The sequence below is a fragment of the Clostridioides sp. ES-S-0010-02 genome, from assembly GCA_020641055.1.
Classification (GTDB): domain Bacteria; phylum Bacillota; class Clostridia; order Peptostreptococcales; family Peptostreptococcaceae; genus Clostridioides.
The window spans coordinates 2,657,361-2,670,041 of sequence record CP067345.1 but is presented as its reverse complement, the minus strand read 5'-3'; the positions used below and the strand labels follow the sequence as shown (position 1 = coordinate 2,670,041).

12 protein-coding genes are annotated in these 12,681 nt (G+C 27.2%); 9 read left to right on the top strand and 3 right to left on the bottom strand.

All coding sequences use genetic code 11. The features are described from left to right. Positions 1 to 98 precede the first annotated feature (98 nt). The gene (locus JJC01_12460) at positions 99 to 1,058 is read right to left on the bottom strand and encodes a YafY family transcriptional regulator (protein ID UDN56987.1); all 960 of its coding nucleotides are present in this window, start codon (positions 1,056 to 1,058) and stop codon (positions 99 to 101) included. Positions 1,059 to 1,166: 108 nt separating this feature from the next. Here JJC01_12460 and JJC01_12455 point away from each other — a divergent pair, with 108 nt between their 5' ends. From JJC01_12455 to JJC01_12415, 9 genes are all read left to right on the top strand, one after another. Continuing rightward, a complete protein-coding gene (locus JJC01_12455) occupies positions 1,167 to 1,619 on the top strand; it encodes a hypothetical protein (GenBank protein ID UDN56986.1) in 453 nt (150 codons plus the stop codon). Positions 1,620 to 2,011: 392 nt separating this feature from the next. Beyond that, positions 2,012 to 2,380 (top strand): GntR family transcriptional regulator, encoded by a 369-nt coding sequence (locus tag JJC01_12450; GenBank protein UDN56985.1) that lies wholly within the window; start codon positions 2,012 to 2,014, stop codon positions 2,378 to 2,380. A 1-nt stretch (position 2,381) separates the two neighbouring features. Next, positions 2,382 to 3,107, top strand: a complete 726-nt coding sequence (locus JJC01_12445; GenBank protein ID UDN56984.1) for an ABC transporter ATP-binding protein — start codon at positions 2,382 to 2,384, stop codon at positions 3,105 to 3,107. Then, positions 3,101 to 3,865, top strand: a complete 765-nt coding sequence (locus tag JJC01_12440; GenBank protein ID UDN56983.1) for an ABC transporter permease — start codon at positions 3,101 to 3,103, stop codon at positions 3,863 to 3,865. The genes JJC01_12445 and JJC01_12440 overlap by 7 nt, the downstream gene beginning before the upstream one ends. Before the next feature lie 254 nt (positions 3,866 to 4,119). Further along, a complete protein-coding gene (locus tag JJC01_12435; GenBank protein UDN56982.1) occupies positions 4,120 to 5,370 on the top strand; it encodes an MFS transporter in 1,251 nt (416 codons plus the stop codon). Positions 5,371 to 5,554: 184 nt separating this feature from the next. Beyond that, complete coding sequence (locus tag JJC01_12430; protein UDN56981.1) at positions 5,555 to 6,439, top strand: mechanosensitive ion channel family protein; 885 nt, start codon at positions 5,555 to 5,557, stop codon at positions 6,437 to 6,439. 563 nt (positions 6,440 to 7,002) lie between these two features. After that, the gene (locus JJC01_12425; protein UDN56980.1) at positions 7,003 to 7,620 is read left to right on the top strand and encodes a PepSY domain-containing protein; all 618 of its coding nucleotides are present in this window, start codon (positions 7,003 to 7,005) and stop codon (positions 7,618 to 7,620) included. Between the two features lie 107 nt (positions 7,621 to 7,727). Continuing rightward, entirely contained in the window at positions 7,728 to 10,259 is a 2,532-nt protein-coding gene (locus JJC01_12420) for an FAD-dependent oxidoreductase (GenBank protein ID UDN56979.1), read from the top strand. 216 nt (positions 10,260 to 10,475) lie between these two features. Continuing rightward, entirely contained in the window at positions 10,476 to 11,096 is a 621-nt protein-coding gene (locus tag JJC01_12415; protein UDN56978.1) for a TVP38/TMEM64 family protein, read from the top strand. Positions 11,097 to 11,224: 128 nt separating this feature from the next. On the opposite strand, the gene JJC01_12410 is transcribed toward JJC01_12415, so the two are convergent. Both JJC01_12410 and JJC01_12405 read right to left on the bottom strand, forming a co-directional pair. After that, on the bottom strand, positions 11,225 to 11,761 hold the full coding sequence (locus JJC01_12410; protein ID UDN56977.1) for a metal-dependent hydrolase: 537 nt from the start codon (positions 11,759 to 11,761) through the stop codon (positions 11,225 to 11,227). Between the two features lie 112 nt (positions 11,762 to 11,873). Next, positions 11,874 to 12,548, bottom strand: a complete 675-nt coding sequence (locus JJC01_12405; GenBank protein UDN60175.1) for a superoxide dismutase — start codon at positions 12,546 to 12,548, stop codon at positions 11,874 to 11,876. Between the last annotated feature and the right edge of the window lie 133 nt (positions 12,549 to 12,681).

The window sequence follows — 12,681 nt, the reverse complement described above, 5'->3', positions numbered from 1 at the left end:
TAAAATATGTAAACATTAACAAATATAAATATAGTCTTATCTCATATAGATTAGACAAAACACTAGAATGTAGTATATATTGATAGCATCCATTGACATTACACTTCAGTGTTTATTTTGCAGTAATGATTGTATAACTCCTGAACTTTTGATTTTATCAATGTTTTAAGCTCAATTGGTTCTAGTACTGTGGCCTCTTTTCCAAATGACAAGAAGTATTCAGCTACCCAGTTTAGTGTTGTTTTTGAGACATACATATCTATGTAACCGCCATTAGGAAAAACAGTCAATCCTTTTGCTAATAGAAATTCTGTCTCACAGCGTTTTACTCCTATATCTGTTAGTTGAATTTTAATATGATAATCTTTAGCAACTTTTAAATTTTCAAGATATTCATGTATTGAATTTGGAATACTGTATTTTGAACTTGTTATATTTTCTATACTTACAATCTTTTCAATTCTGTCTACACGAAATTCACGGATAGATTTTGACTTTAAGCAATACGCTGGACAGTACCAAAGACCATTCATTGCATATAAACCAACAGGTATAATAGTTCTGATACTTTGGTTTTTATTTGATGAATATTGAACTGTAAGAGCAGAATTATTTGTAATTATGTTAAATAGTTCTTTTAGCAAGGGAGAAGAGCAATGTCTATCTGGTGTCCAGAATACAATTTTATTTTGTATTTGAGTAATATTATGTTGTACATCTGCTGGTAGACAATTTAAAAACTTTTTTAATACAGAGACTCTCTCTTGTTCAAATGGCAAATCACGATAAAAAGCTAACGATTGATAGGCAAAAAATATTGCTTTTGCTTCACTTTCTGAAAAGGTAATTGGTGGTAATATACGTTCTTTTAACATATGATAACCACCTGTTGCTCCTGTTTTTGAATATAGAGGGAATCCCATGCTTTCTAAAGCTTGTAAATCTCTAAGTATTGTTCGTTTTGATACACAAAATTCTTCAGCCAATTCTCTTAGAGTAAAATTTCTTTTTGCATTTATAGTTATCATCAATTCAATTAAGCGCTCAGCCTTTGACATTTTTCTACTCCTTTTTTTACAATAGTGACAATTATTGTCACTATTATATGATAGGATATTATCGTGTTGAAAGCAATATAAATATTATAGAAAGGATGGATATTTAATATGAAAGCTGACGATATATTCAATTACTGTGTATCAAATTTAGATGATGTTGTTTTAACAGAAAATTGGGGGGAAAGAGGGATATTTTATAATCCTAATGGTATTTTAAAGAAAGGAGTATATGTTCTTACTATCAAAGAAAAAGATGGTGAAAATGACAAAAGTTCATCACTAAACCGAAGTAATGTTTATCGTGTAAATGTATGCTTGAAAAAGGAAACATTTATTAAAAGGTTTGATAATATCCCAAAACGACCAGATGCTGGGCAAATTGTGAAAATGGACTTTGATTTTACAAAACTGGATACAATTATGCCTCATCCTGTTTATGCATGGATGGGATGGGTGTGTGTCTTAAATCCTTCAGAAAAAACATTTAAAGAATTAAAAGTAATGATACAAGAGTCATACGATTTTGCTAAGGAAAAATTTGCTAAAAGGATAAAAAAGTAATAGCATGTGAACATAATTATAATAAAGGCTACTGAAACCTGAAAATACAATTCTATTTTTTCACTTCATATATTCTTATAGATTCATATAAAATTTGGTAGCCTTGAATGTAAATCTCTAAGTCAGACAAGAGAAAAATAAATACCAAATGAAATATCAAAAAACATAGTGATTAAGGAAATTTCTTGTATTATACCTATTTAGACTTGAAGATTTTGAGATTTAATAGTAGGTTTTAAAATGCTATTTTTTATAAAAACTATCTTTAAATGAAAAAGCTTGTAGATATTCATAATTTTATTTAAAAATAGTTGACATATGAGCTGTATTATTATATTATTGTATTAGGTTATTAATACAATAATATAATAACACAATGAGGAGGCATGAATATGGAATGGGAACTTGATAATAACAAACCTATATATATACAATTAGTAGAACATCTAAAGTTAAAAATAGTTTCAGGGGAAATAAAAATAGGTTCTAAATTAGAAACAGTAAGAGCACTTGCTGAGGATGCTGAAGTTAATCCAAATACGATGCAAAAAGCTTTAACAGAACTGGAAAGACAAGGATTGGTTTATAGCCAAAGAACAAAAGGAAGATTTGTAACAGATGATAAGGAAAAAATAAAAGCTATGAAAGAGGAAATAGCCAATGTTGAAATAAATACATTAAAAGAGACTTTAGTAAAACTTGGATATGACGAAGATGAAATGTTAAAACTTATAACAGAAAATTTGAAAGGAGAATTATAAAATGGATAAAAATATAAATGATGTTTCTCAAAATGACATAGTTGAATTTAAAGGTGTAAATAAAAGCTATGGAACTAAAAAGGTTTTAAAGAATGTTGAGTTGAATATACCAAAAGGAAAAATAGTTGGCTTGTTAGGTCCTAATGGAAGTGGTAAAAGTACAATGATTAAATTGATGAATGGATTATTACAACCTGATGATGGTGAAATTATGATAAATGGAATGAAGCCATCTATAGAAACAAAGAAAATAGTATCATACCTACCAGAAAGAACTTATTTAAACGACTGGATGAAAGTATCAGATTTACTTAAATTTTTCTATGATTTTTATAGTGATTTTGATGTTAGAAGGGCAAATGAAATGATTAAGAGTTTAGATATTGATGTAGATGAAAAATTAAAAACAATGTCTAAAGGAACTAAAGAAAAAGTACAACTTATTCTGGTTATGTCAAGAAAAGCAAATATATATATTTTAGATGAGCCTATTGGAGGTGTTGACCCAGCTGCAAGGTCATATATACTTAAGACTATACTAAAAAACTATTATGAGGATAGTACTTTGCTGATTGCAACTCATTTAATAAGTGAGATAGAAAATATATGTGATGAAGTAATATTTATATCTAAAGGTGAGATAGTACTACAAGGAGATGTTGAATCAATAAGAGAGGAAAAAGGTAAATCTATAGATGCATTATTTAGGGAGGAATTCAAATGTTAGGAAAACTATTAAAATATGAGTTAAAGGCAAGTGGAAGAACGTTTATACCATTATATATAGCTATAATAGTAGTGGCTATATTAAATGGAATATTTATGAAGATTGATATATTCCAAATACAAGGAATAGGAATACTTGTACTTACAAGTCTTTTTATGGCACTGGGTGTTTTAACTATTGTAGTTACAATTCAAAGATTTAGAAAAAATCTTTTGGGAGATGAAGGCTATTTAATGTTTACTCTTCCTGTTAGTACTAGTTCACTTATATTATCCAAATGTATAACAGCACTTATATATGCGGTACTTAGTTTTATAGTTGCAGTAGGTACATTTGCAGTACTAATGTTTTTTAGTGCTTCTGGAATTGCATTTGCTGAGATTTTAGATTTTTTTAATAATGTTTTCAGATTGGGGTTTGAAAATTTTTTAGATATGTTCTTGCTATTATTAACAATGCTTATTTCATATACTTCATTTATTTTATTGCTATATACAGCAATTTCAATGGGGCAATTACCAAAGTTTAATAAACATAGAAATGTATCTGCATTTGTTTCTTTTATAATTATAAATATGATAATATCAACTGTTGGTAGTACAATTGAAAGATTTTTACCAGGAGAAAATACTAACATGATTTATCATTTATATCAAAGTTCTCATTTTATGTTTGCTATACTTGGTAGTATTATAATTTTAGTAATATTATTTATTGCTACAAAATATATACTAGATAGAAATTTAAATTTAGAATAGATATTTTTATAAAGAGCCATCTTTTAGAGTTACTTTAAAAGATGGCTCTTGTTTACTTTAAGAATTAATTAAGTATTATATAAACAGGAATAAATTCTTATATATGGTTAAATGTGTATGTGTATTGTATAATAGAAATGCATATTAAAAATTTTGATAAATAATTACAAAATTCTTATAAACACATACTGTAAATAGAAAGTCTACAAACAGAGTAATAAAAGTTAAAATTACATAGATTTGAGGGAGAAAATATGAAAAGTTATACAAAGACTAAATGGAGTGTTTGGGGCATAATTACATTTTCATTTATTTTAGTCTTATTTTTAAGGATGTCAACTGCTGTTGTCTCAGATAATTTAGCAAAAGAGTTAGGGTTTAATTCTATACAAATATCAAATATAGCATCATTTTGCCTTTACTCATATGCACTTATGCAAATACCAGCAGGTATATTAATTGATAAATATGGAGCAAGAAAGATTAGTAGTATTGGAATAATAACGGCTAGTATAGGTTCGATACTATTTGGATTAATACAAAATATAGAATTAGCATATCTTTCTCGTATAGTTGTAGGAGCAGGAACATCAGTAATATTACTCTGTATCTTAAAAATTCAAGGTAGATGGTTTGATAAATCGGAGTTTGCTTCTGCAACAGCTAAGTTCTCATTTGTTGGAAATGTGGGAGGAGTTCTTGCTACTTTTCCGCTAGTATTTTTGTCCGAATTTATTGGTTGGAGAAATTCATTTTTATTAATAGGTATAATAGGTATTTTAATTGGATGTTGTATGTATATTATTGTTAGAGATACACCAAGAGAATATGGATTTAATGTAAATGTTGATATTTATGAAGAATCAGAAAAAATTAGTATTATTGAAGGGATTAAGTCCGTTATAATTAATAAGTCAACATGGTATAATTCAATAATAATGTTTTCTTTTGTAGGTTTAACAAGTGCATTTACAAGTCTTTGGGGAGTAAGATACATAATGGATGTTTATGGAGTTAGTAAGAGTTTTTCTGCGTTTATAGTATCATTTTTTACATATGGATTTATATTTGGTTCAATAATCATGGATTTTGTGTTTGCAAAAATAAAGTCTAGCAAGTTTAACATAATAAAATATGGTGCAATGATAGACTTATTTATATGGATAATAATTGTAATTGTTTTTAAAGTAAAACCACCAATAATGTTTTTACCAGTAGCATTTTTTATAATGGGGTGTATAGTCATGTCACATTTACAAGTATTTAATGATGCTAAATATAAAAATAAAGAGATTTATTCTGGATTGGCAACTAGTGTTATTAATACCTTTGAATTTATAGGAAGTGGTATTATTAATTTAATCATAGCTATATCTTTACAAATAAATTTCTATAATACAGTTGATGGATATAAAAGAGGATTTATTGTATTTATAGTATTAAGTATTATAACTATAATAGCATCTCATATTGGTGTAAAAAATGATGATTTTAAAACTCAATAGCATTTTCATAGTGGCTTAGCATAAAGTTCTACAAATAATAGAAGGTTTGGATTTAGAAAAAAGAGCTAACTGGAATATAAATCTTGTTTACTATGATTAAATGATATTGTATCATATTAAATAGAAAAATAAGAACTTTAAACTATAATATTGGTTCTAAAATATAAAGTAAGGAGTTTTTTCTATGGATACAACAAAAATAGATGATATAAGTAAGTTAGATTTAAATAATCTAGATATTAATAAAATGGACATGGGTGGTTTGATGGAAAGCCTTTTGGAATGGGCAACTACAAGTGGAGTAAAACTTATAATAGGTTTACTCATACTTTCAATTGGATTTAAAATAATAAAAAAAATTGTAAACCATGTCATGACAGTTCTTGGCAAAAGAGATGTCGATTTAACTTTAAGAAGGTTTTTGAAATCTCTTCTTTTAAGTGTACTTAAAGTTGCTGTTATAATAGTTGTTCTTGAATACTGGGGGATGAGTTTATCTAGTTTTGCTGCTGTAATAGCTTCAGCAGGGGTAGCGATAGGTTTAGCGCTGCAAGGTAGTTTATCAAATTTTGCTGGAGGATTTATTATACTTTTGATTAGACCTTTTAAAGTAGGAGATTACATAGAAGCAGCAGGTCATGGAGGAACAGTTGAGCAAATAGGACTTTTTTATACTCAATTAGCTACTCCAGATAATAAGCAGATACTTATACCAAATGGCTCTGTATCAAATGATAGTCTGATAAATTATTCTGCAAAAAATACTAGAAGGGTTGATTTAGTTTTTAGTGTAGGATATGAAGATGATATATTACATGTTAGAAGAGTCTTAAAAGAAATTGTAAATAGACATAAATTAATAATAAATGAACCAGAACCATTTATAGGAGTAGTAGAACATGGAGATAATGCCATTAAATTTGCAATTAGGGCTTGGTGTAAGACAGAAGACTATTGGACAATTTACCTTGATTTATTAGAAGATGTTAAAATTAGATTTGATGAAGAAGGAATTACAATACCTTATCCTAAAATGGATTTAACAGTTAGGGAACTAAATAAAATTTAAGTTTTTAATTATATAAAGGGGATGCTATTTAAAGCATCTCTTTTAGTTGTTTTTATTTTATGTAGATTTTTTATTTTCATATTTAATTAATGATAATTTTTACTATTTTATAGATTTAAATTTTAAAATTCTGGTATAATAAATTATATTATATAGATTTTAAAAATATTTCATCTTTGAGCGATACACGTATAGTTAAATATTATTTTATGATAGACAGAAAGTCATCTTATCTCAGTATTTTAAAATAATAAGAAGTTGTATAACTTTGGATATTTGTGTATCATCCAATTTCATCTCAGTTTATCTCAACATTTCTATTTTTAAGAATAACTATGATTTATAAACAGGTATTATATTAGAAATTTAAAAATTTGTACTCATATCTTATTATTTAGGTTAATTTTCATATAAGTAATATTAAAATAGATTTTTAGCTTTTGATTATAAAGCTTTGAAAATAATTAAAATAAAGTAAGGAAAATATGCAATATAAAAGGGTAAATGAAGGGTTTAAAGGGCATAATATAGAATAAATTAATTATTATTTAAGGAGGATTTTTATGTGTAAAAAATTATATTTATTAGTAGCAAGTATACTTATTGCAGGTTTATTAACTGCATGTAGTGGAAATTCAAATTCAGGACAAGCACCTCAAAATAGCAATACAAAAAAAGAAGCAAATGCTTCAAATAGTGATTTAAAAGATGGCAAAATTGATGAAAGTTTAATGGAACAAGACTTCAAAGTACCTTATACAGATGCAATAAATATGTTTAAAGACAAATATAAGGATGCTGATATAGTAGATTTAAGTCTTGAAAGCGATTTAAATAAATATGTTTATACTGTTGAAGGTGTAGATGATAATAATGAGTATAAGATGAAAATAGATGCTAATACAAAGGATGTATTGCAAGATAAAACTGAAAAATTGGATTCAGAAGATTTAAATGGTAAAGCTAGAAAAGAAAAATTAGATTTAAATGATATAATAACACCTCAAAAAGCTATGGAAATTGCATTGAAAGAACAAGATGGAATAGTAAAAGAATGGAGTTTAGATAAAGATTTAGATGTTACTTTTTATAAAATAAGAATAGATAAAGATAAAAATGAATATGACATAAAGGTAGATTCTAAAAAAGGAACTATACTGGAGGTAGAAAAAGAAGATTAAGAGTTTCAAGTTGCTTTTAAAATAAATTCTTTTTTGAATAAAATTTGTTTAAAATATAACAAATAGGGTATAAAAAGGTTAAATAACTATTTTAGGAGGAGTACGGTATGTCATTAAAATCATTGAAAATAAAAGAAAATTTATATTGGGTAGGTTCACTTGACCCTGATTTAAGAGTATTTGACATAATTATGTATACACCTTATGGAACAACTTATAATTCATATGTCTTAAAAGGCACAGAAAAAACAGTTTTATTTGAAACAGTTAAAGATAAACATTTTGAGAAATATATTGAAAGATTAAATGATTTAAATATAGACTTTGAAAAAATTGACTATATTGTGGTAAGTCATACTGAACCAGACCATGCAGGAAGCGTTGAAAAGCTATTAGATTTAGCAAAAAATGCAAAAGTAGTAGCTTCAGAAACTGCTATTAAGTATCTAAAGGAAATCGTAAACAAAGACTTTGAATATATTGCAGTTGCAGATGGAGATGTGCTATCAATAGGCGATAAGACTTTAGAATTCTTCTCTGTACCTATGCTTCATTGGCCAGATACTATATACACATATATAAAAGAAGATAAAACTCTTGTAACATGTGATTCATTTGGAAGTCATTATAGTAATGACAAGATAGTAAACACTCTTAATGAAGATGAAGAAAAGGATTACTTAGATGCCTTAAGATATTATTATGATTGTATAATGGGGCCATTTAAACCATCTATGGTAACTGCTATAGAAAAGATAAAAGATTTAGATATAGACACAGTGTGCCCAGGTCATGGACCAGTATTGACTGAAAATCCTAGAAAAATTATAGACCTTTATTATAAATGGAGTGTAAATGAACAAGTAAAATTAGAAAAAGAAGTTACAATTTGTTATGTTTCTGCACATGGATATACAAAAATCATGGCAGAGGCTATAAAATCATATATTGAAAAAAATAGCAATTATAAAGTAAATTTATTTGATGTAATAGAGCATAAGCAAGAAGAAATTCTAGATAAAATAGCAGTATCGCAAGGTGTATTATTTGGAACACCAACAATATTAGGGGATGCATTAAAACCTATATGGGATATATTAGTATCTTTAAATCCAGTTCTTCATGGTGGAAAAGTTGCATCAGTATTTGGTTCATATGGATGGAGTGGAGAAGGTATAGAAAATGCTATGGAGAGAATCAATCAGCTTAGAATGACAACAGTGAAACCATTTGCTGTTAATTTTAAACCATCAGGGGAAGAAGTTGACAAATTATATGCTTATACAGGAAAATTCTTAGATAAGTTAAACTCTACTTTTGGAAGTAAAAAGAAGACTAAAAAGTTTAAATGTGTAATTTGTAATGAAGTATTTGAAGGAGATAGTGCTCCTAGTATATGCCCTGTATGTGGAGCCAAAGAGGACCAATTTATAGAAGTTGAAGAAGATGAGGTTACTTTTAGAAAAGATACTGACGAATATTTTGTTATAGTAGGAAATGGTGCAGCTGGTTTCTATGCAGCAGATGCTATAAGAAAAAGAAATAAGACTTGTAAGATAACTATGATTTCTAATGAGGAAGAGTTAACTTACTATAGACCTGCACTTTCTGATGGTATAAATGAAGAACTTAATTCTGATTTCTATATGGAAGATAAAGCTTGGTATGACGAAAACAACATAGTAGTAATATTAGGAACAAATGTAGATAAATTAGATGAAGCAAATAAAACTATTGTAGTAAATGATGGAGCTATTAAATTTGATAAGCTTGTAATAGCCACAGGAAGTAGAAATTTCATACCACCAATTAAAGGTCATGATTTAGAAAATGTATTTACACTTAGAAATATAAAAGACTTATATAATGTAAAAGAAGCATTAGAAAAGTCTAAGAAAGTTGTAGTAATTGGTGGAGGACTATTAGGTCTTGAAGCAGCATGGGAATTTAAATTAAAAGGCTTAGAAGTAGTAGTGGTTGAAGCAATGGATGGTATATTATCAAAACAACTTGATAAAGAAGGCAGTAAAATACTAGAGCAATGTGTAAGAGATACAGGCATAGATGTAAGATTAGGTGTGGCAGTTGATGGTATTGATGGCAATGGAAGGGCTCAAAAAGTTGTATTTAAAGATGGCAATAGTGTTGACTGTGATATGGTAGTCTTTTCAATTGGAGTGAGAGCAAATACTCAGATGGTTCAAGATACATCTGTAAAAATTGATAGAGGTATTGTTGTAGATAATACATTACAGACAAATGTTAAAGATATATACGCTTGTGGAGATGTTGCACAAGTAGGAAACACTAGTCTAGCAATATGGCCATCTTCAGTAGAAATGGGAAAAATAGCAGGAGCAAATGCAAGTGGAGATAGTTTGAAATTTGAAAGTGATGTATATCCAGTTTCATTAGATGCTATGAATGTTAAAGTATTTAGTATTGGTAATATACAAGATTTTGATAAAGAAATTTCATCAAAAGATGAAGGTAAAAGAGTATATAAAAAATTATTTATGAAAGATGGTTCATTAGTAGGAGCTATACTTATAAATGATTTAAGTTGCACTGTTAAATTGATAAGATTAATATCTGAAAAAGGGGATTTTGAAGATGTTATGAAGTCAGATATACTATAGTTTAAATATATCTAGATAAAAAGAAAAAGTCTTGAAATATGATAGATTCATATTTTAAGACTTTTTTGTTATAATATATAATAAAATAAAGATACCTTAACTGTAAATTTACATAAATTATTTACTTTTGAATATTAGATTCCTTTTTGAAATTGGTATGTAATAGCAATATAGAGTATATAATAATAGTTAAAGTTAAAAAAGGGGAAAAGCAATATGCAGTATATACAAGAATTACTTGATTTAACTCAAAACTATTGGGTGTTAGCCACAATAATTGGTTTATTAAGTGCATTTATAGAAAGCTTTATACCAGCCTTACCACTTGTGGCGATAGTTACAGCAAATGCTGCTATACAAGGGTTATTACTTGGGTGTTTGCTATCATGGATTGGCTCAGGGCTTGGGACAACCTCATTATTTTTATTAATAAGTAGATTTACTGATAGTAGACTTTTTAATAAGTTGAGAAATAGTAAAACTGAAAGAGCAATAAGTTGGATGGAGAAACAGGGATTTAAACTGCTATTTATAGCATATGCTTGTCCATTTATGCCTGGGTGTTTAGTTACTGTTGCATCAGCTTTTTGTAAAAAAGATATAAAAGATTTTGTTCCAGCAATGTTGGCAGGAAAATTTGTAATGTTTATAGTAATAAGTTATGTGGCAAGTGATATAGAAGGATTTATAACAAGTCCACTAAAGATAGCATCATTTATACTATTAGTATTTTTATCATGGAAGATTGGAAGTAAAGTTAATAAAAACCTTGAAAATCATAACTATGAATTTCATCATAAAAAACACGATAATGATAGAGATAACAAAAGAATTTAACTTGTCAAAAAATTAAAATTGTCTTAAAAGAATTAGATTTAAATAAAAATTAAATTTAAAAGTATTCTTTTAAGACAATTTTTTTAATTTATTTAATTAATTTATAAATATGTAGCTATAAAAATACATTAAAATAAAATGTAAAATTGATATCCGATTAAAAAAATAACTATGAAGTTTAAAAGTTTAGATATGAATTTTTCTGTTTTTGAACTAGTTTTTATAGGGAGTAAGGAAATGTTTATAGTAATGGGAAAAAACAATTCGATACCTTCTTTGGTAATAAGGTCAAGACACATGTGAGAAAAATATCCTATTATAAATCCACTAGACAGACATGAAAAAACTATATTGTTGTTGGTAAAGATTGTTAGAGACTTAAAAAAACTACTAATGAGTAATAATGCAAGAAGACTATGGGTAAACCCTCTGTGTCTAAACCTACTTCCAAATAATTTGTAAATTAATATGAATTTTTTACTTATGTAAGAACCTCTCATATCTATATCTGGAAACAATGAACCTAAATATGCAAAATAGATATAGATTATAATTAATACTATTTTATATGTAGTATCGTATTTGACTAAATATATATTATTTATAAAGGGGAGTATCAAAAGCGCTAATATATATCCTCCCCTTTCATGTGTTTCTTTTATCATATAAAAATCCTCCTGAATCGTCACTATAAACACAATATTGGTAAATTTAGACTATCTTTTATTATATTATATAGCAAACATAAGTTTTTTTCAAAAGGATTTTAATATTTAATTACTCTTGAGATTTTAAATTTTTGTAATTTTCTAAAGCTCCATTCCAATTAACTACATTAAACCAGTTGTTAATATATTCATTTCTTCTGTTTTGATATTTTAAATAGTAAGCATGTTCCCAAACATCAAGACCTATGATAGGAGTCAAGTTTTTACTTACAGGGCTATCTTGGTTTGGAGTAGTTATAATGGACAATTTACCATCTTTAGTGGCTACCAGCCAAGCCCAACCAGAACCAAAAACATCTAAAGCTGCTTTTTGGAATTCTTCTTTGAATTTTTCAAAAGAACCAAAATCTCTGTCGATAGCTGCTTTTAAAGATTCAGAAGGTATAGTTTTCTCAGGAGTCATTATATCAAAAAAGAATTTATGATTGTAAGCACCACCTGCATTATTTCTTACTGTTGTAGCAATGTCTTTAGGCAAAGAATCTAAGTTTTGTAATAATTCACATAAAGAATAATTATAAAGCTCAGGATATTTTTCAAGAGCTGCATTTAACTTATCAACATAAGCCTGATAATGTTTATCATGATGTAAAATCATAGTTTCTTTATCTATATATGGCTCAAGTGCATCATAAGCATAAGGTAATGGTTTAACCTTAAACTTGTTATTTTCGGGTGTAAAAGCAAATAAAGTTATACACTGTGAAAGTATAAATAAAGACATAATAACTGGTATTAACATTTTTTTCTTCATAAAAATCACCTCCTAATATAGTATTTCTAGAAATTAAAAAATTATGAAAGATTAGCAGATAATTTATAAAAATTTGATAGTAATTTTTTTAAAATTGAATAAG